Annotated in this window: 22 protein-coding genes; 12 read left to right on the forward strand and 10 right to left on the reverse strand. The window is 71.0% G+C overall.

Annotation, left to right across the window (positions count from 1 at the left end; all coding sequences use genetic code 11):
• The first annotated feature begins 2 nt into the window (after nt 1-2).
• The 5 genes from C8P66_RS09135 to C8P66_RS09155 all read left to right on the forward strand — a co-directional run bounded on the left by C8P66_RS09135 (nt 3) and on the right by C8P66_RS09155 (nt 4,074).
• Nucleotides 3-797: a lysophospholipid acyltransferase family protein gene (locus C8P66_RS09135; RefSeq protein WP_111397945.1), complete on the forward strand. Its 795-nt coding sequence runs from the start codon at nt 3-5 to the stop codon at nt 795-797.
• Entirely contained in the window at nt 794-1,894 is a 1,101-nt protein-coding gene (locus C8P66_RS09140; protein WP_111397946.1) for a glycosyltransferase, read from the forward strand. The genes C8P66_RS09135 and C8P66_RS09140 overlap by 4 nt, the downstream gene beginning before the upstream one ends.
• A 12-nt stretch (nt 1,895-1,906) precedes the next feature.
• Nucleotides 1,907-2,680, forward strand: coding sequence for a competence/damage-inducible protein A (locus C8P66_RS09145; protein WP_111397947.1), 774 nt, complete (start codon nt 1,907-1,909; stop codon nt 2,678-2,680).
• Between the two features lie 117 nt (nt 2,681-2,797).
• Nucleotides 2,798-3,289, forward strand: a complete 492-nt coding sequence (locus C8P66_RS09150; protein WP_158537178.1) for a DUF892 family protein — start codon at nt 2,798-2,800, stop codon at nt 3,287-3,289.
• A gap of 194 nt (nt 3,290-3,483) precedes the next feature.
• Entirely contained in the window at nt 3,484-4,074 is a 591-nt protein-coding gene (locus C8P66_RS09155; RefSeq protein ID WP_211314087.1) for a PRC-barrel domain-containing protein, read from the forward strand.
• Here the strand turns inward: C8P66_RS09155 and C8P66_RS09160 are convergent.
• Nucleotides 4,071-6,200 carry a YjbH domain-containing protein gene (locus tag C8P66_RS09160; protein WP_245903362.1) on the reverse strand — a complete coding sequence of 710 codons (2,130 nt, stop codon included), beginning with the start codon at nt 6,198-6,200 and terminating at the stop codon, nt 4,071-4,073. The two genes, C8P66_RS09155 and C8P66_RS09160, sit on opposite strands and share 4 nt — an antisense overlap.
• Before the next feature lie 140 nt (nt 6,201-6,340).
• On the opposite strand from C8P66_RS09160, the gene sdhC reads away from it, so the two are divergent.
• The 4 genes from sdhC (at nt 6,341) to C8P66_RS09180 (ending at nt 9,900) form a co-directional block, all read left to right on the forward strand.
• On the forward strand, nt 6,341-6,781 hold the full coding sequence (sdhC, locus tag C8P66_RS09165) for a succinate dehydrogenase, cytochrome b556 subunit (protein ID WP_111397950.1): 441 nt from the start codon (nt 6,341-6,343) through the stop codon (nt 6,779-6,781).
• Between the two features lie 12 nt (nt 6,782-6,793).
• Nucleotides 6,794-7,192, forward strand: a complete 399-nt coding sequence (gene sdhD, locus C8P66_RS09170; protein ID WP_111397951.1) for a succinate dehydrogenase, hydrophobic membrane anchor protein — start codon at nt 6,794-6,796, stop codon at nt 7,190-7,192.
• A 93-nt stretch (nt 7,193-7,285) separates the two neighbouring features.
• Nucleotides 7,286-9,097, forward strand: a complete 1,812-nt coding sequence (gene sdhA / locus C8P66_RS09175) for a succinate dehydrogenase flavoprotein subunit (RefSeq protein WP_111397952.1) — start codon at nt 7,286-7,288, stop codon at nt 9,095-9,097.
• Between the two features lie 20 nt (nt 9,098-9,117).
• Nucleotides 9,118-9,900, forward strand: coding sequence for a succinate dehydrogenase iron-sulfur subunit (locus C8P66_RS09180; RefSeq protein ID WP_111397953.1), 783 nt, complete (start codon nt 9,118-9,120; stop codon nt 9,898-9,900).
• A 60-nt stretch (nt 9,901-9,960) separates the two neighbouring features.
• On the opposite strand, the gene C8P66_RS09185 is transcribed toward C8P66_RS09180, so the two are convergent.
• The 9 genes from C8P66_RS09185 to C8P66_RS09220 all read right to left on the reverse strand — a co-directional run bounded on the left by C8P66_RS09185 (nt 9,961) and on the right by C8P66_RS09220 (nt 18,483).
• Nucleotides 9,961-10,389: a helix-turn-helix domain-containing protein gene (locus C8P66_RS09185; protein ID WP_111397954.1), complete on the reverse strand. Its 429-nt coding sequence runs from the start codon at nt 10,387-10,389 to the stop codon at nt 9,961-9,963.
• Nucleotides 10,386-10,916: a Smr/MutS family protein gene (locus C8P66_RS09190; RefSeq protein WP_111397955.1), complete on the reverse strand. Its 531-nt coding sequence runs from the start codon at nt 10,914-10,916 to the stop codon at nt 10,386-10,388. Before C8P66_RS09190 ends, C8P66_RS09185 begins: the two co-directional genes overlap by 4 nt.
• Nucleotides 10,917-10,959: 43 nt before the next feature.
• Complete coding sequence (locus C8P66_RS09195) at nt 10,960-12,021, reverse strand: isocitrate/isopropylmalate dehydrogenase family protein (RefSeq protein ID WP_111397956.1); 1,062 nt, start codon at nt 12,019-12,021, stop codon at nt 10,960-10,962.
• Nucleotides 12,022-12,075: 54 nt separating this feature from the next.
• Nucleotides 12,076-12,774, reverse strand: a complete 699-nt coding sequence (locus C8P66_RS09200) for a LutC/YkgG family protein (RefSeq protein WP_111397957.1) — start codon at nt 12,772-12,774, stop codon at nt 12,076-12,078.
• On the reverse strand, nt 12,771-12,944 hold the full coding sequence (locus C8P66_RS23820) for a hypothetical protein (protein ID WP_158537179.1): 174 nt from the start codon (nt 12,942-12,944) through the stop codon (nt 12,771-12,773). The genes C8P66_RS09200 and C8P66_RS23820 overlap by 4 nt, the downstream gene beginning before the upstream one ends.
• A complete protein-coding gene (locus tag C8P66_RS09205) occupies nt 12,941-14,368 on the reverse strand; it encodes a lactate utilization protein B (RefSeq protein WP_111397958.1) in 1,428 nt (475 codons plus the stop codon). The genes C8P66_RS23820 and C8P66_RS09205 overlap by 4 nt, the downstream gene beginning before the upstream one ends.
• A gap of 61 nt (nt 14,369-14,429) precedes the next feature.
• On the reverse strand, nt 14,430-15,575 hold the full coding sequence (locus tag C8P66_RS09210; RefSeq protein ID WP_158537180.1) for a divergent polysaccharide deacetylase family protein: 1,146 nt from the start codon (nt 15,573-15,575) through the stop codon (nt 14,430-14,432).
• A 16-nt stretch (nt 15,576-15,591) separates the two neighbouring features.
• Entirely contained in the window at nt 15,592-17,037 is a 1,446-nt protein-coding gene (locus C8P66_RS09215; protein ID WP_456303640.1) for a S41 family peptidase, read from the reverse strand.
• Nucleotides 17,038-17,202: 165 nt separating this feature from the next.
• Nucleotides 17,203-18,483 (reverse strand): murein hydrolase activator EnvC family protein, encoded by a 1,281-nt coding sequence (locus C8P66_RS09220; RefSeq protein ID WP_111397960.1) that lies wholly within the window; start codon nt 18,481-18,483, stop codon nt 17,203-17,205.
• Between the two features lie 95 nt (nt 18,484-18,578).
• Between C8P66_RS09220 and C8P66_RS09225 the strand changes: the two genes are divergently transcribed.
• From C8P66_RS09225 to C8P66_RS23825, 3 genes are all read left to right on the forward strand, one after another.
• The gene (locus C8P66_RS09225) at nt 18,579-19,514 is read left to right on the forward strand and encodes a ketopantoate reductase family protein (RefSeq protein ID WP_111397961.1); all 936 of its coding nucleotides are present in this window, start codon (nt 18,579-18,581) and stop codon (nt 19,512-19,514) included.
• 88 nt (nt 19,515-19,602) lie between these two features.
• Entirely contained in the window at nt 19,603-21,390 is a 1,788-nt protein-coding gene (locus tag C8P66_RS09230) for a S1 family peptidase (RefSeq protein ID WP_111397962.1), read from the forward strand.
• 3 nt (nt 21,391-21,393) lie between these two features.
• Complete coding sequence (locus tag C8P66_RS23825; protein ID WP_111397963.1) at nt 21,394-22,662, forward strand: hypothetical protein; 1,269 nt, start codon at nt 21,394-21,396, stop codon at nt 22,660-22,662.
• Nucleotide 22,663 lies beyond the last annotated feature (1 nt).

Raw genomic sequence — 22,663 nt, forward strand, 5'->3', positions numbered from 1 at the left:
CCATGCCCGCGCCGCCTGATCCGGTCGGGCTGCGGTCACCGGCCCATGTCGCCTTTTTCCACCGGGTCTTCGCCCATCGCGCCGCCTCCTCCATGCGCGGGCTGCGGATGGCGCTGTGGGGGCAGCCCGATGTGGCGGATGACCGGCCGGTGGTGATCTTCGCCAACCACCCGTCCTGGTGGGATGGGGTGATGTTCGTGCTGCTGGCGAAGGCGCTGTTTCCAGGGCGCCCGATGTTCGTGCCGATGGAGGCCGGCGCCTTCGCACGCTACGGCTTCATGAAGCGGATCGGCGCCTGGGGCGTCGGGCAGGAGTCGCCACGCGCGGCGCTCGGCTTCCTGCGGACGGCCAGGACCATCCTGCAAACCCCGGCCCATACGCTGTGGATCAACGCGCCCGGGCGGTTCGTCGATGTGCGAACCCGGCCGCAGCCGATGGTCGCGGGGCTGGTGCGGCTGCCGGAGCTTGCCGGGGATGCGGTGTTCCTCCCCCTCGCGCTGGAATACCCGTTCTGGGCCGAGCCGCGGGCGGAGATGCTCTTCGCCTTCGGGCCCGGCCTTGCGGGCCGCGATCTGGCGGTATTGGACCGCCCCGCCCGCGCCGCCGCGATGGCCGCCGCCCTGCACGCCACCATGGATCGCCTGGCGGAGGATGCGCTGTCTCGCGACCCGGCCCGTTTCACCACTTTGGCCCGGGGGCGGGAGGGGCTGGGCGGCCCCTATGACCTCTGGCGCCGGCTGAAGGCGCGGGTGCGCGGGGCACAATTCGACGCGCGGCACGATCCGGAGGCGGGATGACCGGCTGGCTGCCCCTGATGCTGGAACTGGCGATGATCCCCGCGATCATCGGCGCCATCAACCTCTTGCTGCTGCGCGCGCCGCGCGGCTACGCACCGCCTGGAACCTTGGTCTCCATCCTGATCCCGGCGCGGGATGAGGCCGCCAATATCGCCACCTGCCTCGCCGCCGCTTTGGCCAGCCGCGGGACCGCCATCGAGGTGCTGGTGATGGATGACGGCAGCACCGATGCCACCGCCGCCATCGTCGCGGCCATCGCCGCGACCGACCCTCGGGTGAGGCTGCTCGCCGCACCGCCGCTGCCGCCCGGCTGGACCGGCAAGGTCCATGCCTGCGCGCGGCTGGCCCGCGCCGCGCGCGGCACGCATCTGCTGTTCATCGACGCCGATGTGCGGCTGGCACCGGATGCCGCGGCCGCCATGGCGGGCCATGCGGTGCGGCGGGGCTTGGCGATGGTGACCGGGGTGCCGAGGCAGGAGATCCGCAGCCTCGGCGAGGCGCTGACCGTTCCGCTGATCTCCTTCCTGCTGGTCGGCTACCTGCCGGGCGGTGGGCGGGCCTTCACCCGCCATCCGGCCCTGGCCGCGGCCTGCGGGCAATTGGTGCTGGTGGACCGCACCGCCTATGTCGCCGCCGGCGGCCATACGGCCGTGCGCGGGGTGCTGCATGATGGGCTGGCCCTGGCCCGGCTGATGCGAACCGAGGGCCAATGGACCGAGGTCGTGCGCGGCGCGTCCCTCGCCACCTGCCGGATGTATCCCGGCTTCCGCGAGGCTTGGCTGGGCTTCCTCAAGAATGCCCGCGAAGGCATGGCCACGCCGATCGGCCTGCCGATCTGGACTACCGTCCTGGCAGGGGCGCATCTCTGGCCCTGGTTCCTGCTGCCGGCGCCGCAGGCCATGGCGGCGCTGGCCCTGGGCTTCGCGCTGCGCGCCGCCGTGACGCTCTGGGCGCGCGAGCCCTGGTGGACCGTGCCGCTGCATCCGCTGACCGTTGCCGTCGCGCTGGCCATCCAATGGACCGCATTGGTGCGCGGCGCTTTGGGCCTCTCGGCGGGATGGAAGGGACGGGCCTATCCTGCCGACCGAACCGCCTGACCGGAGCCTGCCATGACCAAGCCGAACCCCACCGCCTGCCTGCTGATCATCGGCAATGAGGTCCTGTCGGGCCGGACGCGGGATGCCAATCTGCAATTCCTGGCGACCCGCCTGGGTGAGATCGGCATTCCGCTGCGGGAGGTGCGCGTGATCCCCGACGTGCCGGCGGAGATCATCGAAGCGGTGAATGCGACGCGGAAGAAATACGACCACGTCTTCACCACCGGTGGCATCGGGCCCACGCATGACGACATCACCGGGGAATGCATCTCGGCCGCCTTCGGCGTGCCCTGGGAAGCGCATCCGCCGACCGTGGCGGTCATGGCCGAATATTACGCGGGGCGCGGCACCGAGTTCAACGCGGCGCGGATGCGGATGGCGACCCTGCCGCGTGGCGCGACCCCCATCGCCAATGCCGTCTCCATCGCGCCCGGCTACACGATCGAGAATGTGCATGTGATGGCCGGCGTGCCGCGCATCATGCAGGCGATGTTCGAGGCCCTGGCCCCGAGCCTGCAAGGCGGCAACCCGATCCTGTCCCACACCGTCCATGCGCGCGGCATCTTCGAGGGGCAGATCGCCGAAGGGCTGTCGGCGGTGCAGGCGCGGTTCCCGGCGCTCGACATCGGCTCCTACCCCTTCCAGCAGGTCGATGTGCCGGGCTCGGGCGGGGTGGCACTCGTCGCCAAGGGGACGGATGCGGCGGCCGTGGCGGCGGCGGCAGGTGAAATCTCGGCGCTGCTGCGCGAGCTTGGGGCCGCGCCGGTGGAGGGCGAGCCGACGTAACCAAACGCCGGGGTGACGCGCCGGTGAAATCGCATTTGTCCCGCTCGTAGACAGCAACCTCGCGGCCTCTCGCCAGTTTCGATGCTGTTGCCAACAGCTCAGACGAACGGGGTCATCATGAAAAGCGAAGTCCGGGAATTGCTGGTCGATCAGATGAAGGATGCTTACAGCGCCGAAAAGCAGGCGCTGCGCTGCATGCAGCGCGCCGTCCGCAAAGTGACGGCCCCCGCCCTGAAGGAGGGAATCCAGGCGCATGTCGAGCAGACGCAGACCCATATCGAACGGGTCGAGCAGGCGCTGGACATGCTGGGCGCCCGGCCGGGCCGGAAAGTGTGCGAGGCGATGCGCGGCCTGGTCGAGGAAGCGCAGCATGAGATGGAAGAACACGACAAGGGGCCGGTCATGGACCTGGTCATCGTCGCCGGCATGCAGCGCATCGAGCACTACGAGATCGCCGCCTATGGCGTCGATATCGCTCTGGCGAAGGCGCTCGGCGAGGACGCGCTGATGGCCCTCCTCCAGACCACCCTGGAGGAAGAGAAGCAGACCGACATGAAGCTCACCGAGGTCACGCAGCAGACGCTGATGGCCGATGCGATGGCCGATTAGCCTATTACTCTGTCAGCAAGGAATGCGGAGCGCGGCATGGGCCAAACCGGCCCATGCCGCGCTGCTTGGCCGCACGACTCGGTTTCCCCTGCCACCTCAAGGCCGCGCTTGCCCCACGGAAACTTTGCTCCCGCCTTCCCGTTTCGACTGCAACGGCCACCAGCGGCCGATCCACAGCAGAACGGGAGACACTGATGACGCGCAGCGACCTTCGCCGAGACCTCATTCTGGCCACCGCAACCGCAGGCCTTCTTGCCCTGCCCCTGATGGCGATGGCTCAGGCCCCCCCGCCCGCACAGCCCGCGCAGGCGGTTCCGACCCAGTCCGCGCCGCCGGAAAGCCCGGTTCCCGCCCGCCCGACGCCCGACGCTACCGGCATCACGCCGCAGGGCATCATGGGCACCACGCCGGCGCAGGCGCCGGTGACCGGCACCCATCCCGCCCCGCCGACCCCGGCCACCACCGGCCCCGTCGCGGCCAATGCGGCCGACGTGACGGGATTGCCCGCCGGCATCCGCGCCAGCCGTATCATCGGCAAGAACGTGCGCGGCGCCGAAGACCGTACCATCGGCGAGATCGATGACCTGATGGTGCCGCAGGGCGGGGGCCAGCCGGTTGCGATCCTCTCGGTCGGCGGCTTCCTGGGCATTGGCGCCCACCTCGTGGCGGTGCCGTACAACCAGCTGACCCGTACCGCCGGCCAGAACTATCTGACCCTGCCCAACGCCACGGTTGATTCGCTGAAGGCCCTGCCGGCCTTCACCTATCCCGAGAACAACGACTAACGCGCGAAGCCGGCGACCCCGCGGCGCAGGGCATCCGCCCTGCCGTCGCGGGTGACGCCCCAGAGCGCAGTGTCCACGGACAGGCGTTGCCCGCCATCACGCTGCACCGGCCGGATCAGGGCGGTGCCGCTCTGCCGGGTTTCGGCCCCGAACAGCACCAGCGGCAGCCGTACATGGATGCCCTTGTCGAACGAGCCCTCACCGAACTTGCTGAAGGGCACATCGGTCATCGTGGCGAAGCCGCCGATCTCGATCCCGCTGTCGAAGCGCCGGCCGAGTTCCAGCGTCCCGCCCCAGTCCCCGGCCAGATACCTGCCGGCGCGGGCGATCCCGTACAGGTTCCAGACAGGAAGATCGGCATAGACCGAGACATGCCCGGTCGCGACCTCATAATCCCGGAAGGCCAGGCGCTGGTCATAGTCGCGGGCCCGCACGTAATTCGCGTCCACCCCCACCGCCACGGCGCTCTCGGCCGGTCGCCACAGCACTTCGGTCGAGATCCCGCCGAACATCGGCTCCAGCAGGCCGACGGTCACGCGGGCGAATACATCCGGCGCCGCGGTCCAGATCCGTTCGGCATAGAGGGCGGGAATGCTCGTCTTCCCCTCCCGCGCATAACGGGCATAGTCGCTGCGGACATGGGGCAGCGCGCTGTCGCTCGGCAGCCCATCCGAGAGGTTGCCGAGCAGCGCCTGCTGCACGCTGCCCGCCACGGAAACCCCCGCCCCCAGATCGTAGCGCCCACCAACCGCCACGGCGCCCTGATACCGCAAGGTGCTGGTCGGGTCCCCGAGCACCAGCGCCAGCCGCGGTTCCACCCCCCAGTCGAAGCCGCCGCCTGGCGCCCGGCTGCCGGCGGGCCATTGGGTCGTGCCGGCAGGCAGCAGCCGCGTCGCCGCCCAGGCTTCCTCGGGTGAGGCCTGGTCCTGGGCGGCCGCCTCCAACACCGCGCGGGGGATGGTCATCTCCGCGACCTCCGCGCCCGCCTGCCACCAGGCGATGCGAAGCATGCCGATGTCGGGCGGCAGCACCCCATTCACCGCCCGCAGCACGCGGGCCGAGGTCTGCGCCAGCGTGCGGTGGGGGCCGCCGGAGACGGCGATCTGTGCCTCATTGCCCTCGATCCCGAAGGCCACGGGCGGCAGGCCGGCGGCCCGCAGGGCGGCGAAGACGCGCCCGGCCAGGGCTTCGTCAGCCTCGGCCACCACGGGCCGGGCCGGCATCGGCGGGGGCGGCGGCAGGCTCATGGCCGGGGGGGCGCCGGGGTCGATACGAAAACTCAGCCGGATCAGCAGATCGGTGCCATGCACCGCGAAGAGGCCGGCATCGACCGTTTCATTCGACCATTGCAGGCCGAAGTTGAACCGCGAGGCCGCCCTGCCGGTCAGCCCGGTGGTCCGGGCCGGGTAGCCGCCGCTCTCGTCCCGCAGCACGTCGGCGCTGTATTCGGCCTTGGCGCGCAGCCCCTCCAACGCGCCCCAGGGGGTCGGGACCGCGGGCAGCGAGACTTCGATGCCGCCGAAGGCGCCACTCTCCTCGCCGCGAAAGAAGCTGGTGGAGAGCGTGCCGCCCCGCCCCACATCCCGTGGCCGGTCCGCGAAACGCTCCGAGAAATATCGCGCCGGATTGTTCGTATCGGCCCCGGTCGCGAGCCGGCCCCAGCCGAGACCGAGCGTGGCATCCACCGGCCCCCATCGGCGGGAGGCCGCAATGTATTCCCCGGCGTAGATGCCGGTGCCGATCACATCCTGTAGCCCGATGGCGACCGCCGGGGTCCATTGACCCTCCTCGATCAGTCGCAGCTTCAGGTCGAAGGCCCGGTCGGTGGTCATGCCGCTGCCGGTGGTGGTGTTCAGCCTCTCGCTGAGGCGGAAGGTGGTTTCCAGGAACGGCAGGGCCTGGAAGGAGAGGAACCAGAAGCGCCGCTGGTGGCGAAGACTGGCGCCCGCCTCCAGCGTGCCGTCGGGGCGGAAGCGGGCGTTGCGGCTCTCGATGAGCCCGACGCCGCCGAAGTCGCTGCCTGTGGCAGGCACGTCCTGGCCCAGGGCGGGACCGCCGAGGATCGCCGCCAACAGCACCACAACAAAGGCAACCATCCCCATCCCGGCCAGGGTCGCGCGGCGCATCCGTTCTGACCAGAGGGCGGTGCATGAATGGATAATCTTGCCCATGCGTTGACCTTGCACCGCGACGCAACATACTAAGGTAGCCAAGGTCGCTGTAACCGACCGTCACCTTCCAAGTAGAGCCACGGGCGAAAATCCTGATGTCCCTGACGCATGATGCACGCGAAGCGGCCTTCCATGGCCGCCGGACCGATGGCTCCAAGGTGCGGCGGCCACTGTCGCCGCATCTGCAGGTCTATAAGCCGCAATGGACCAGTGGCCTGTCCATCCTGAACCGGATCGCCGGTATCGGCTGGACGGCGGGGTTGCTGTTGCTGGTGTGGTGGCTGGTGGCCGCGGCCGCCGGTGCTGCGGCCTTCGAGAAGGCGCAGTGGTTCCTGGGCTCCTTCATCGGGCTGCTGATGCTGTTCGGCCTGACCTTGGCGGCCTGGTTCCACACGCTGGCCGGCATCCGCCATCTGGTCTGGGACGCGGGCTTCGGCTTCGCCCTGCCCCGGGCCTATGCCTCGGGGATGGTGGTGGTGATCGGGACCGGTGTGTTGACGGTGCTGACCTGGGTCATCGCCCTGGTGATCTGGTAAGGGGCGCGCGACATGAACACCGAAACCGATAGCGCCCTTCGCCTTCAGTCCCCGCTCGGCCGCGTGCGCGGCATGGGCTCGGCCCGGGCCGGCACGCATCACTGGTGGATGCAGCGGGTCACCTCGATCGGGCTGCTGCCGCTGACGCTGTGGTTCGCGCTCTCCGCCGTGTCGCTGGCCGGCGCCAGCTATGCCGAGGCGCTGGCCTGGATCGGCTCACCCTTCAATGCGGTGCTGCTGATCGCAACCCTGTTGCTGAGCTTTCATCACACCAACGCGGGTTTGCAGGTGGTGATCGAGGACTATGTGCACGTCCCGGGCGCCCGCATCGCGGCGTTGCTGGCGGTGAAGGCGGTCTGCGGGCTGCTGGCGATCGCCTCGGTTCTGGCGGTGCTTCGCATCGCCGTCTGACGGGGAAGCCCACTGACGGGACTGGCCGGGGCGTATGGTCGCCCGGCAAAAAATTGGGGCTCAAATGCCCCCAGGTGACGGAAGAACGGGACGATGAACGCGATCAGCAAGCCGAGCATCGGGGCCTACCGCATTGTGGACCACACCTATGACGTGGTGGTGGTCGGTGCCGGCGGGGCGGGTCTGCGCGCCACATTCGGCATGGGTGCGGCGGGGCTCAAGACCGCCTGCATCACCAAGGTCTTCCCGACCCGGTCCCACACCGTCGCGGCCCAGGGTGGCGTCGGCGCGGCGCTGGGCAACATGGGCGAGGATGACTGGCGCTGGCACATGTACGACACCGTGAAGGGGTCGGACTGGCTGGGCGACCAGGATGCCATCGAATACATGTGCCGCGAGGCGATCCCCGCGATCATCGAGCTGGAACACTACGGCGTGCCGTTCAGCCGCACCGATGACGGCAAGATCTACCAGCGCCCCTTCGGCGGCCACATGCAGGACTACGGCAAGACCCCGGCGATGCGCGCCTGTGCGGCCGCCGACCGCACCGGCCACGCCATCCTGCACACGCTCTACCAGCAGTCGCTGAAGCATGGCGTCGAGTTCTTTGTCGAATACTTCGCCCTCGACCTCATCATGGATGAGGAAGGCGTCTGCCGCGGCGTCATGGCCTGGAACCTCGAAGACGGGACCATGCATCGCTTCCGCGCGCAGCAGGTGGTGCTGGCGACCGGTGGCTATGGCCGCGCCTATTTCTCCTGCACCTCCGCCCATACCTGCACGGGCGACGGTGGTGGGATGGTGCTGCGCGCCGGCCTGCCGATGCAGGACATGGAATTCGTGCAGTTCCACCCGACCGGCATCTATGGCGCCGGCTGCCTGGTGACCGAAGGGGCCCGCGGCGAAGGCGGCTACCTGACCAATTCCAATGGCGAACGCTTCATGGAGCGCTACGCGCCGACGGCCAAGGATCTGGCCTCGCGCGATGTCGTCTCCCGCGCCATGTCCGTGGAAATCCGCGAAGGCCGCGGCTGTGGTCCGAACAAGGACCACATCATGCTGCATCTGGAGCACCTCGGCGCCGATCTGCTGCATGAACGCCTGCCGGGCATTTCCGAAACCGCCAAGGTTTTTGCGGGCGTCGATGTGACGAAGGAGCCGATCCCGATGCTCCCGACCGTCCATTACAACATGGGCGGCGTGCCCACGAACATCCACACCGAGGTGCTGCGCCCGACCGCGACCGACCAGGATGCGATCGTGCCCGGGCTGATGGCGGTGGGTGAGGCCGCCTGCGTCTCCGTCCATGGCGCCAACCGCCTCGGCACCAATTCGCTGCTCGACCTCGTGGTGTTCGGCCGTGCCGCCGCCCTGCGGGCCGCCGAGATCATCAAGCCCGGCGCCTCGCAGGCGCCGCTGCCGGCGCGCGCCGGCGAAGCCTCGCTGGACCGGCTGGACAAGCGCCGCCACGCCAAGGGCAGCACCCGCACCGCCGAGGTGCGCCTGGCGATGCAGAAGACCATGCAGACCCATGCCGCGGTGTTCCGCACCTCTGAGTTGCTGAGCGAGGGTGTCGCCAAGATGCAGGGCGTCTATGACGCCGCCCGCGACCTGTATGTCTCGGACAAGTCGCTGATCTGGAACTCGGATCTGGTCGAGTCGCTGGAACTCGACAACCTCATGGGCAATGCCATGACCACCATGGTCGGCGCCGAGGCCCGCCACGAAAGCCGTGGCGCCCATGCGCATGAGGACTTCCCCAACCGCGACGACGTGACCTGGATGAAGCACACCCTCGCCTGGGCCGACGAGGAGGGTCACGTGAAGCTGGACTACCGCGACGTGAAGATGCGGACCCTGACCAACGAAGTGCAGGTGTTCCCCCCGAAGGCGCGCGTTTACTAACGCTAGACAAGGCTGAAACGATGGCGACCTTCACGCTTCCGAAGAACAGCAAGATCGGCGACGGCAAGACCTATGCCGCGCCCTCTGGCGCAACCAATGTCCGGTCTTTCAGCATCTACCGCTGGGACCCGGACAGCGAAGCCACGCCGCGGCGCGACACCTACAAGATCGACCTCGACAATTGCGGGCCGATGGTTCTGGACGCGCTGATCAAGATCAAGAACGAGATCGACGGTAGCCTCACCTTCCGCCGGTCTTGCCGGGAGGGCATCTGCGGCTCCTGCGCGATGAACATCGACGGCACCAATACCCTCGCCTGCCTCAAGCCGATCGAGGACGTGACCGGCGACGTGAAGATCAACCCGCTGCCGCATCTGCCGGTGGTGAAGGATCTGGTCCCCGACCTGTCGCAGCTTTACGCGCAGTATCGCAGCGTCGAGCCCTGGCTGAAGTCCGACACCCCCCCGCCGCCGGATGAGGAGCGCCGCCAGTCCAAGGAGGAGCGCGCCAAGCTCGACGGCATGTGGGAATGCATCCTGTGCTTCTGCTGCTCGACCGCCTGCCCCTCCTATTGGTGGAATGGCGACCGCTTCCTCGGGCCCGCCGTGCTGCTCGCGGCCTATCGCTGGATCGCCGACAGCCGTGACGAGCGGACCGGCGAGCGGCTGGATGCGCTGGAAGACCCCTTCCGCCTGTATCGCTGCCACACGATCATGAACTGCACCAACACCTGCCCCAAGGGTCTGAACCCCGCCAAGGCGATCGGGTCCATCAAGCAGATGATGGTGGAACGGCAGGGCTGACCGCCTGCTGGCCAGAGGGCATTCTCTGGCCAGCCTGCCTCCTTGGGGGCGCCAGACCGATCAGGGCGACGCGCGTCGCCGCCCGCGCCTGCCATCCCCATGGGCGGCCTGCGCCGGCCTCGGCCGCACCGCGGGGGCGTGCCGGTCCAGCACCGCCGCGATCTCGGCCACCGCGGCCGGGGGCAGGCTACGAAACCGCGCGGCCAGCCGGTTCGCGAGCCGGGTCGCCTCTGGGTCCAGCCCCGCGGTGTCGATCGCGACCTTCGGCTCGCTGACCCGCGCCAGCCGCACCATCTCCTCCGCCTCATCCCAGATCAGGCCGAAGGCCTCGTTCACCTGATGAATCAGGCCTGGCCCCGGGGTACCCCGGCGGCCGTGCTCCAGTGCCGAAAGATACGGCGCGGAGACTTGCAGCGCCTCCGCCAGATCCTTCAACCGCATGCCGCGCGCCTTCCGCAAGGCCCGCAGCCTCTCCCCGAAGGGCGTCACCGCCGCCGCCGCAGCAGCACATGCACCGCCCCGGCATTGGCCGCATGCGGATGTGCCAAGGCCAGGACCAGTGGCCGCAGATCATGCGCGTTCAGCCAGAAGGGCAGTTCCCGCTTCAGCACCCCGCCCGTCTCGGTCGAGCCCTTGCCGGTGACGATGGCCACGCACCGCAGCCCGTCCATCACCGCCGAGGCGAGAAAAGCGCGCACCGCGCCATGCGCCTGCTGCGCCGTGCGGCCATGCAGGTCCAGCGTGCGTTCCGCCCGGGTCTTGCCCCGGCGCAGGTCACGCCAGCGACGAGCGTCGATGCCGGGGGGTGGCGTGCCGACCGCGAACTCGGGGGCCGGGCGAGGGCGCGCCGCGGGGGCGGGCGCGGAAGCTGCGGGAGCGGGTACGACCACCACCGGTGGAGGGGCCGGCCGCGCCGGAAGCGCGCGCCCCGGCAGGGGTTCCACCCCGGACAGCTCCGCCCAGCCCGCCCAAAGGGCGGCTTCCTGGGCGGAAACGGTGCGGATGCGGCGGGACATGTTGCAGTGCAAATAGGCCCTGCCCCGCCGCCCCGCCACCCATTCAGTCGGCGCGGAGCCGCTTCGCCATGGCCGCGCCGGTCGCGATGGTGCCCAGACGCCCGCCGACATCGCCGGTCGCCTCGCCGGCCGCGACCGCGTCGCGCACCGCCGTCTCGATCGCCGCCGCCGCCTGGCCGAAGCGCGGCTGGCCCTTGCGGTCGCCATGCCAGCCCAGGAGCATCGCGGCGGAGAGCACCAGCGAGAACGGGTTCGCCTTGTCCTGCCCGGCGATATCCGGCGCCGAGCCATGCGCCGCCTGCGCCATCGCGTATTCGGACCCCGCGTTCAGCGAACCGCCAAGGCCGATGCTGCCCGAAAGCTCAGCCGCCAGATCCGACAGGATGTCGCCGAACATGTTGGTCGTGACCACCACGTCGAAGCTCTGCGGCGTGCGGACCAGCAGCGCCGCCATGGCGTCGATGATGCGCTCGTCGAAGGCGACATCCGGGTAGTCCGCCGCGACCTGCCGGCAGATGCCGAGGAACAGCCCGTCGGTCTGCTTCAACACATTCGCCTTATGCACCGCCGTCACATGCTTGCGGCTGCGGCGGGCCAGGCGAAACGCCTCATGCGCGATGCGCTCGCAGCCCTTGCGCGTGATCTTGCGGATCGAGATGCCGACATCCTCGGTCACCAGGATATCCGCATTGCCGATGAACATGGTCCGGTCGGCGTAGAAGCCCTCGGTGTTCTCGCGCACGATCGTCAGGTCGAACGCGCCGACCGGCGCCTTGACGCCCGGATAGGTCCGCGACGGGCGGATATTGGCGTAGAGGTCGAGCCCCTTGCGGAAGAAGGCGGAAGGATTGACCCCGCCCTTGGCCGCATCGCCGAATTCGAAGGTCGCCGTCGGGCCGAGGATCAGCCCATCGGCCGCCTTCACCCGGTCGAGCAGCTCGGGCACCACGGTCGTGCCGTGCTTGGCGAAGGAGGCGTGGCCGACCAGATCCTCCTCCAGGACCAGACCCAACTGGAACCGCTCGGAAGCGGCCTGGAGGATCGTGAGGGTCGCCTCCGAAATCTCGGGGCCAATCCCATCCCCCGGCAGAACGATCAGATGCATGGCGACGCCTCGTGCTGTGGATGCCCGGGGGCATACACCCGAATGCGCGCCGGGTCAGCGGGCGGCGGGGTCGTCTTCGACCAGAACCACATGCAGTCGGCGCGGGCCATGGGCACCCAATTCGAGGGTCTGCTCAATATCCGCGCTTCGACTCGGACCGGTCACGAACATGAGGTTGCGCGGCATGAAGCCGCCCGTCTCCGCATCCTGCCGCTCCGCCCGCAGCAGATCCCAGGCTTCCTCATAGGCGCCGACGATGCGCGAGGCGCGGAGCACCACGATCTCGCTCTCCGGCAGCAGGTTCAACGTGGTCGGGCGGGTGGGGTCGGAGGGGAAGAGCAGCGTGCCGGTCTCCGCCACCGCCGCCCAGCCGTGCTGGACCGAGACGGTGTCGCTGCCCTCACCCCGACGCGCCTCGAAGGTCAGCATGGGGCGATCGGACCAGGGCAGGGCCAGCAGGTCGGGGTGCGGCGCCATGACGAAACGCGGCGGCAGGTTCTGCCCTGCCAGCCAATCGGCAACGGCACCAGGCACGGCTTCGGGACCGTCCACCCGGGCCACGGTGCCGAATTCCTTCTCCACGTTGCGGATGAACAGGGCGATCTGATCCGGGCGCGGGATGCGGGAGCGGGCCGGGATCAGATGGCGCGGATGCGTCGCGAGGCGCCCCTCCAGCATCGCCGCCTGATCGGCCGGCAAGGGGCCCCGGCGCAGGCCGCGCCGGATCGCGCCCAGTATCGCGTCCTTGCTCATGCCCCGGCCATGGCGCGCTCGATCACCGCCAACGCCCGTTCGATCCGGGCGACATCCTCGGCCATGCGTTCCTCGGGGGTGGCGATATGCACGCCGGACATCAGCATCTTCAACGTGCTGGCCGGAACGAAGGACGGTGCGCCGTCATCGTCGCTGATGCTGCGGGTCATGGCCGCTTCCCTCTTTGCGTGGCGGCGTAGCGCGCCATGAAGGTGCCGCCCTCCGGCACCGGCAGGTCGCGGCCCTCGGTCCAGCCGCCGGCCATGGGCAGGCTGCGGAAGGCGCCCTTCTTCCGGCCCAGAAGGCCGAGCGCTGCGATCATCGCCCGCGTTGCCAGGCGATAGGCCGCGGGCCGCTTCGCGAACCACGACCAGACCTTGAGGCCACCCCGGACGGAGGCGGGAGACAGATGCCGCTCGAACTCCCGCTCCCGCCAATGCCGCATCATCTTCGGCAGCGGGATTTTTACGGGGCAGACGCTTTCGCATTTGCCGCAGAAGGTGCTGGCGTTCGGCAGGTGCCCTGCCTTCTCCACCCCGATCAGGGTCGGGGTCAGCACGCTGCCCATGGGGCCGGGGTAGACCCAGCCATAGGCATGGCCGCCGGTCGCGCCATAGACCGGGCAATGGTTCATGCAGGCGGCGCAGCGGATGCAGCGCAGCATCTCCTGGAAGTCGGTGCCCATCATGTTGGAGCGGCCGTTGTCGATCAGCACCACATGGTACTGCTCCGGCCCGTCCAGATCCGCCGCGCGCCGGGCCCCCGTGCTGAAGGTGGTATAGACCGAGAAATCCTGCCCGGTGGCGGAGCGCGCGAGCAGTCGCAGCAGGCTGGTCGCATCCTCCAGGGTGGGCACCACCTTCTCGATGCTCGCCAGCGCGATGTGGATGCGCGGCAGGGTCTGGGTCAGGTCACCATTGCCCTCATTGGTGACGATGACCGAGGAGCCGGTCTCGGCGATGAGGAAATTCGCCCCGGTGATCCCCACATCCGCCGCCAGGAATTTTTCGCGCAGCCGCGTCCGGGCCTCGGCCAGGATGTCGCGCCGGTCACCAAAGACGCGGTCGGCGGGCAGGTCGGTGTGGACCGCCCGGAAGGTCTTCTCCCAATCCTCCAGGTTCAGATGGAAGGCGGGCGCGATGATGTGGGAGGGGCCCTCGTCGCGGATCTGCAGGATGTATTCGCCAAGGTCGGTCTCGACCGGCGTGATGCCGTGTTTCGCCAGATGCTCGTTGATCCCGAGTTCCTCGGAGATCATCGACTTGCCCTTGGTCACGGTGCGTGCACCGACGCTGCGGCAGATCTCCAGCACCTTGGCCCGGGCCTCATCGGCGGTGCTGCACCAATGCACATGGCCGCCGGCGCGCTCGACGTTCGCGGCATAGGTCTCAAGATACCAGTCGAGGTTCGCCAGCGTGTGGTTCTTGATGTCCCGCCCGATGTCACGGAGCTGCTCGAACTCCGGCAGATTGGCCACGGCGCGGGCGCGGTTGCCGGTGAACATCGGCCGCGCGTGCTTCAGCGCCTTCTGCAGCCCTGCGTCGTTCAGCGCCCGATGCGCGTTCTTCTTGAAGGCCGGGGAGGTGATGTGCATGGGATCGACGTTCCTCTCCCCGGCACGATAGCCGGGGTGGCGTGCCTGGTCACGGGGGCGGCTATTGCCGCGGCACCGCGTCTCCCCGCCGGATCAACGCGCTGACGGGTGCCAGCACGATGCCGCGCTGCTCCAGCCCCGCTGCCCAGGAGGCGACCCGTTCCACCAGCACCGGCGCCGGGTCCGAGGCCAGCCCGAGAGCCGAGCCACGCTCCCGCGCAATCCGTTCCAGCTCACCCAGGCGGCGTTCGATCTCGCCCCCGGTCGCCAGATCATCCACGACGATATCGATCCCTCGGCCAAAGGCCCGCGACGGCGTGCCCGCCCCCGGTCGCGGATCGATATAGAGCAGCCCCCGTGCCTGCAGGCTCGCCTGCAACCCGCCGATCAACTCGGGGATGGCGGCGAAGCGTTCGCCGCGCATCGGCCCCAGCGCCCCGATGGCGCCAACCTGGCCCTGGATGCGGGAGAGCGCCCATTCCAGCCGGTCGGTGTTCTCGGCGGGCGCATTGCCGGTCAGCAGCGCGCGGTCGCCGGGATCGTTCAGCGGCCAGCCCGTGGGTTCCAGCGGCAAAGCGGTCAGGGTTTCCATGCCGCGTGCGCGGGCCCGCTCCAGCAACGGAGCCGGACGAGGCGCATAGGGCGAGAAGGCCAGCGCCGCCGCCCCCGGCAAACGCCGGATCGCATCGGCGGAGAGCCCGGCGTTCAGGCCGATATTGCCAATGACCAACCCGATGCGGGGCCGCTGGTCGGCACGGTCGAAGGCGCGGGCATAGGCGCGAATGGAGGTCCGCCCATCCTCGCCCACCTTGGGCAGCTGCCCGTGGCGGGTGGATTCGAGCAAAGCGGGCTCGGGCGGCGGAATCGGCCGCTCGGGGCTGGCGGCCGGCGTCGCGGGAACGGGCAGGGGCGGCGGGGCGGGTGCCTGCGGAACCGGAAGGGCTGGCTCGGCCGGCGGCACGATGACGGGCGCAGATGCCGGCAGGGGCGTGGGCTCGGCCGCAGGCTCAAGGGTCGCGGCCGGTGCTTCCGGCGGCGGGGCGGCGGTTGGTTCGGCCGGCCGCGGCGCGGCTGCGTCCGGCTCAGGCGGGGCGGGCGCCACCGCCGCCGTTGGCAGCGGGCCCTGCCGATGCAGCCCGACTCCGCCGGCGACCAGCCCGGCCAGCACCACTACCCAGAAGGTGCCGAGACCCCGCCAGCCGCGCAACAGGGTCAGCGATCCTTCAACGGGCGGCGCGGCGCTGCGGCTGGGCCGAGGCCCAGGCCCGCAGCAGCCCGGCCGCCTGCTGCAACTGGTGATCCGTCTCAGGCTTGGCCGGATCGAAGGCGGCAGCACCCTCGGCCGGCAGGCGCTGCACGCGCTCGACCACCCCCGCGGGCAGGTTCAGCGGCGGCAGCGGCGGCGCGGGCTGGGCCGCGGCGCCGTCGTTCTGGAGCGAGCGGCGCAGATCGGCTTCCCGATCCCGCTGCGGCGCCGGGCGCTCGGCATCCGGGCGCGTGGCCAGGACCTCGATATCCGGCTCGATCCCGGTCGCCTGGATGCTGCGGCCCGACGGCGTGTAGTAGCGCGCGGTGGTCAGGCGGATGGCGCCCTGGCCCGGCAGCGGCATCACGGTCTGCACACTGCCCTTGCCGAAGGACTTCACGCCCATCACCACGGCACGGCGGTGGTCCTGCAAGGCGCCCGCGACGATCTCGGACGCGCTGGCGCTGCCGGAATTGACCAGCACCACGATCGGCAGCCCCTGGGCGATGTCACCAGCCCGTGCGTTCCAGCGCTGGGCATCCTCCGGCCGGCGGGCGCGGGTGGAGACGATCTCGCCCTGCTCCAGGAAGTCGTCGGAGACCTGGACCGCCTGGTCCAGCAGCCCGCCCGGATTGTTCCGGAGATCGAGCACCAGCCCGCGCAGATTGCCGCCGGCCTGGCTGCGCAGCGCCGTCATGGCGCGGCGCAACGCGCTTTCGGTCTGCTCGTTGAAGGAAGCGAGGCGGATATAGGCGATGTCAGTGCCTTCGAGATGGTAGCGCACGACCTGCGGCCGGATGACATCACGGGTCAGGCTGAGCTCGATCGGCGCCGCCGTGCCCTCCCGCCGGATGGTCAGGCGCAGCGAGCTGCCGCGCTCACCGCGCATCTGCTCCACCGCTTCCTGCAAGGTCAGGCCCTGGACGGAGGCGCCGTTCAGATGGGTGATCAGATCCCCCGGCTTGACCCCGGCGCGCGCGGCGGGGGTGTCGTCGATCGGGCTGATGACCTTCACATAGCCGTTTTCCTGGGTCACCTCGATGCCGAGGCCGCCAAACTCGCCGCGGGTCTGCACCTGCATGTCGCGGAAGGAACGCGGGTTCATGTAGGAGGAATGCGGATCCAGCCCGGCCAGCATGCCGCTGATCGCGCTCTCGATCACGTCGCGGTCATTGACCGGCTCCACATACTCGGCGCGGACCCGCTCGAAGACGTCGCCGAACAAATTGAGCAGGCGATAGGTCTCGGCGCGGGACGCATCCTGCGCCCAGGCCGCGACCAGGGGCCCGATCACCAGACCGGCCGAGAAGGCGGCCACAAACCCGGCCCCGCGCAAGGCGCGCCCACGCTTGGGCGCCGGGGAAGCTTCGGTGCCCTGGCTGGTCACCGGCTTGGCCGTGTCCACATTCTGCTGCTCCGCCACGCCACGCTCCTTCAGCCACGCTTTCGGCGCGACCCGTTGTCCAACCTCAATATCATACCCCCCGTATCACAGGGGAGTGTCGCGGGCTGCAACGACCGGATCACGATACCGCCCGTTTACAATCCCACCGGTTGCCGAAGCCTTGCCGGCCGCAACCGGGCCGCGTCATCCGCCGCGGGCAAACCAGGTGGCCGGATCCACCGGCTCGCCATTCCGCCGCAGCTCCACATACAGCGTCGGGCCTGCGCCCTGCTCCGCCCGCCCCAGCACGCCGACCGGTTCCCCGGCCAACAGCCGCTTGCCCGGCTCGGCATCCAGCCGGTCGAGTCCCGCCAGGACGAAATGGTATCCGCGCCCGCAGTCAACAATCAACAACAGCCCATAAGACCGAAACGGCGCGGCGAAGGCCGTCCGCCCGGCACAGGGGCTGACCACGCGGGCTCCCGGGCTGGCCGCCAAGGTCAGCCCGCGCGACGCCCCGCCCGGCGCGGCATCGCCAAAGCCCCGCAGCAGCCGGCCCGCGACCGGCAAGGGGTGGCTCGAGGACCCGCGCGGCGCCGGCTCGCCACGGGCAATGGCGCTGGCGGCGGGGGCCGGCGGGGCCTCCGGCTGGCGTGCGGCGCGGCGGGCCTCGGCGCGCGCATGGGCACGGGCCTCCGCCGCCTCGCGCGCCGCCGCCTCGCGCTCGGCATGGGCGCGGCGATTGGCCTCGGCCTGGCGTGCCCGGGCTTCCGCCTGCTCCTGCTCCAGCCGGGCGATGGCCTCACGCAGGTCGGTGGCATGAGCCGCGGCCTCGGTCGCGCGGCGGGCGGCGGCTTCCTCGGCGGCCTCGGCCTCGGTGCGGTTGGCGCGCGCCTCGGCCAAAGCGGCATCGACGGTGGCGGCTGCGGCGCGCGCGGCCGTGCGCGCTTTGGCGAGGGCTTCCGCGGCGCCCAGCGCCTCCCGCGCCTCTCGCGCCGCGGCCGCATCGGCGGCGCGGGCGGCGGCGGCGGCGGCCTGGGCCTCCCGCGTCAGGGCGCGGAGGGCGATCAGCCCGCGCAGGGTCTCATCGGGGGCCGAGGGGGCCGCGAGCAACGATGCCTCCGGCAGCAGGGCCAGCCGTCGCAGCATCGGCAAGAGCGGGGTCAGCACCGCCTCCCGCGCACGGGCTTCCCTCACGGCGTCCTGGGCGGCGCGGGCGGCCTCCTCGGCCAGGGACTGGGCCGCCTGCTCCTCGCTCTCGGCGGCCTGGGCGGCTGCCGCCGCCGCGACGCGGGCCTCGGCCAGGCGCCGTTCGCGCGCAGCCGCGGCCTCCGCCTCGGCGGCCGCCTGGGCGGCCTCGCGCGCCCGTGCCGCCTCGGTGCGTTCGGCACCGCGCAGCCGCGCGGCGCTGGGCGCCTGGGCGGGCACAGGCCCCGCCGCAAGCAGCCCCACCATCAGCGCCAGAATGAAACCGAGCCCCCGCATCCCGTCTCCGATACCATGCCGGCGCCGCCCTGTCCGGGCTGGACAGGCGCCGTGGCCGGGAGAGGATGCGCGCAGCACACGAACAGGAGGACGCGATGCGGATCATCTGCATGGGCTCGGGCGGATTGGGCGGTTTCTACGGCGCCCTGCTGGCCTCGGCCGGCTGCGAGGTCGGCTTTGTCGCGCGGGGCACCCACCTCGGCGCCATGCGGGCGCAGGGGCTGACCATCGAGCGCGATGGCGGCCGGGAAAGCCTGCATTTGCCCAACCCCCGCGTGAGCGAGGACCCGGCCGACCTCGGTGCCGCAGATGTCGTGATCATGGGGGTGAAGCTCTGGGACACCCCCGGAGCCATCGAGGCCATCCGGCCGGTGATGCGGGAGGGCAGTTGCGTCCTCTCCTTGCAGAATGGCGTGACCAAGGATGATGCGCTGCGCGAGGCGTTTGGCGAGGACCACGTGCTCGGCGGTGTCGCCTATGTCGCGACCGCGATCTCACGGCCCGGGGTGATCGCGCAGACCGGGCCGATGCAGCGCCTGCTGCTCGGCGCCCGCACCGCCCCCGGCCAGCAGATGGCAGCGCGGCTGTGCGAGGCCGCGACCGCCGCCGGGATCGACGCATCGCTGCCGCCCGACATCACGGTGGCGATCTGGCAGAAATTCGTCTTCCTGGTCGGGATGTCGTCGATGACCGCGGCCTCCCGCAGCACGATCGGGCCGATCCGCCATACCCATGCGTCGCGCGCCTTCCTCGCGGAGCTTTTCGGCGAGACCGCGGCGGTGGGCCGGGCCCTCGGCGTCGCCTTGCCGGAACACGAGGCGGAGGCGGCGATGCAGCGGGCGGATGCGGTGTCGGCGGCGATGACGACCTCCATGCACCATGACCTGGAGGCCGGGCGGCGGCTGGAGCTGCCCTGGCTTGCCGGAACGGTGGCCGAGCTTGGCGCGAAGGCGGGCGTCCCCACGCCCTGCGCCCGCGCCATCGTCGCCGTGCTCGCACCGCATGTGGAGGGCCGCCGCGCCCCGGGCTGATCGCGAGATGCCTTGTGGCGCCGCCGTATTAATGGCGCAATGATTGGCAAGATTTACGCTGGACGCGCGTCTTTGGGGGCTTTTCGGCATGGCAGCACCGCACTTCCTGCTGCAGACCCCGGTGGGTGGGGCCGGGCCGATGCTGGTCGGCGGCCAGCCCGCGCAAATCCGCTTCGCCGAGCTGCAACGCGCGGCGGGTACACATGCCGCCCTTTTCGCCGAACCGGTGCCGACGCGCGATGCGGCGGGTGCCATCGTCTCCTTCGCCTGGTACGGGACGGGCACCGAGGTCGAGCCCCTGAGCAGCCTGCCGCAGCCCCGCCGGGCCGCGGCCGAGGCACTGCTGCGCGACGCGCTGGCAGCACTTGCGCCTCGCGCGCGGGGGGCGGGCGATGAGGCGGCGCTGCTGGCCGCGGCACTGACCCTGCCGGATGCGGCGTCGATTCTGGTGCTGGACGGGCGGCCGGTGCTGGCCGGGTGGGGCCTGCCGCCCACCAATGCCGCGGCCCCGGCGCTCGGCCCCTATATGCCCGGAACGGCGCCGGCGGCGACGCCCCCGGTGGCCCCACCCGCCGCGGCGCGCGTGATCCCGCCGGCACCCCCGCCACCGCCTGCCGGAGGCTTAGCCCCGGGCGGGCCGCGGCGCTGGTGGCTGCTGCCGGTGGCGCTGCTGATCGCCGCCCTCTTCCTGGGGCTGGGGTTCTGGCTGGGCTGGCGGGCGCTGTCCGACATCGTCGCGAACCGGCGCCTGACCGCGGAATTCGTGGACCGCGACCACATGCGCGCGGCGATCGAGCTGCAACGCCGCACCAATGAGACCCTGGCCGAGGAGGTCGAGCGCGCCCGTGCCGGCGCCGAGGGCAATGTCTGCCGCGCCACCCCCCTGACGCCACCCCCGCCCGGCCGCACCCTGATGCCGCAGGACCTGCCGGCGCAGCCGACCCCGGCGGCACCGGACGCGCCGGCCGATGCGCCCCTGGCGCCGCGCCCCTCCAATCTGTTGCAGCAGCTCGACCAGGCCGTGGTGCTGGTGGTCGGCCAGGGCGGGCAGGGGACCACGATCGGGACCGGTTTCTTCGTCGGGCCCGGGCAGATCATCACCAACAACCATGTGGTGGCCGAGGCGACCGGCGGGTTGGTGGTCACCAGCCGCCACCTCGGCCGCGCCTTCCCGGCGACGGTGGTGCGCACGACCTCGGCCGCCGAGCCGGGGCAGCCTGATTTCGCATTGCTGCGAGTGGAGGGCGCGCCCTCCCTCACACCCTTCACTTTGACCCGGCAGGCGCAGCGGCTGGATGAGGTGGTGGCCGCCGGCTTCCCCGCCGCCATCGTGCAGAACGACCAGCGGTTCCGCGCGGTGATGCAGGGCGACATGTCGCAGCTGCCGGATCTGGTGACGACGGATGGCCGGATCTCGGCAATCCAGACCCTGCAAAGCGGGCTGGTGGCGATGCCGCATACCGCCTCGATCAGCCCAGGCAATTCGGGCGGGCCGCTGGTCGATCGCTGTGGCCGCGTCGTCGGGGTGAACACCTTCAACTTCATCAATGCGCAAATGGCCGAGCGCGTGGCCTATGCGCAGAAGACCGAGGCGCTGCTGACCTTTCTGCGCGAGGCAGGGGTGACGCCGGCCTTAGCGGATGGCGCCTGTTCGCCACAGGCGGCGCCGGTGCCGGCCGAAGCGCCGCCGCCCGCCACACCGCCTGCAACACCAGGGCCCGCCACACCCGGGCCCGCGACGCCGGGGCCCGCGACGCCGGGCGCGCCGGCACCGACCCCAGCGCCTGGAACGCCCGCCCCGGCCCCGGCTCCGACGCCGGCTCCAGCCCCGACCCCGCCCGCCGCTACCCGGCCCGCTGCCCCCCGGGCGCCCTGAGCCATGGCGCGCAGCCTCGCCGCCACCACGCGCGACGCCGATCTGCGCCCGCTTTCGGCCGGCGGGCAGCCGGTCGCCGCGGCCTGGGGGCAGATCGCGGCGCATCTGGCGCGCCGCCTCTCGCCGGCCCATGCGGCGATCCTGGCCGAACCCAACCCCGACCCCGCCCGCGCCACCACCGATTGGTATGCCGAGGGCGACGGCGAGGCCCTGCCGCTCGACCAGATGGCCCCCGAGCGCGCCCCCGCCTTCGAGGCCCTGGCCGCCGCCATCCGCGCCGAGGCGGAACGCCTCTCCGGCGAACGCGACGAGGGGTTGCGGCTGCTTGGGGAGTTGATTGCCCTGGCGCTCGAAATCCCCGACCGCGGCTATATCCGCGTGCGTGGGGACGCGGTGTTCCTGGTCGGCTGGGGCCACCATCTGGCCGGGCGGGCAGAGGGCGCGGCCCTGGTCCGCAGCCTGCCCAATACCGCCACCCCCATGGCCATGCTGGCGATCGGCGCCACGGCCCGGCGGCCGATCTGGCCCTGGGCGCTGCTGGCCGCGGCGCTGGTCGTGCTGATGCTCGCGATCGGCGCCTTCCTGGCGTGGCGCGACCCATTCGGCTGGCTCGTCACCTCCGACGCGCAATGCGTCGTCGATCCGGCCGATCTGGCCCTGCTGCGGGACCTGGACGCGGCGCAGGCGGAGGAAGCGACCCTGCGCGACCGCCTGGCCAGCATCGCCGAGGAGCTGGGCCGGCGGCGCCTCGCCTGCCAGCCACCGCCACCGCCGCCGCGCCCGCCCCCACGGCCACGCCCGCCCGAACCGGCCCCGCCGCCCGCGCCGCCGCCGCAGCCGCCACCTCAGCCACCAGCGCCGGAGCCGCCACGCAATGACGATGCCGACCGCGCCCGCCGCGAGGGCGCGCAGGAGGGCCGTGTGCAGATCATCCTCGGCTGGGATACGCGCGACGATCTGGACCTGTCGGTGATCTGCCCCGATGGGCAGGTGATCTCCTACCAGCGCCGGCAGGGCTGCGGCGGGACCTTGGATGTGGACCGCAACGTCGGCGGCGACCGCAGCCGCACGCCGGTCGAGAACATCTTCTTCACCGACCCGCAGCCGGGCACCTACCAGATCCGGGTGCACCAGTTCGACAGCGTGGACCGGCCGACCACACCCTATCGCGTGACCATCCGCATCGCCGGCCAGCCGGATCGCACCATCGAGGGCGTCGCCCGCTCCGGCCCGCCCCGCGTGGTGGACCGTTTCACCCTTCCGGGGAGGTAGG

This window comes from Humitalea rosea (genome assembly GCF_003253705.1).
GTDB classification, from domain to species: Bacteria; Pseudomonadota; Alphaproteobacteria; order Acetobacterales; family Acetobacteraceae; genus Humitalea; species Humitalea rosea.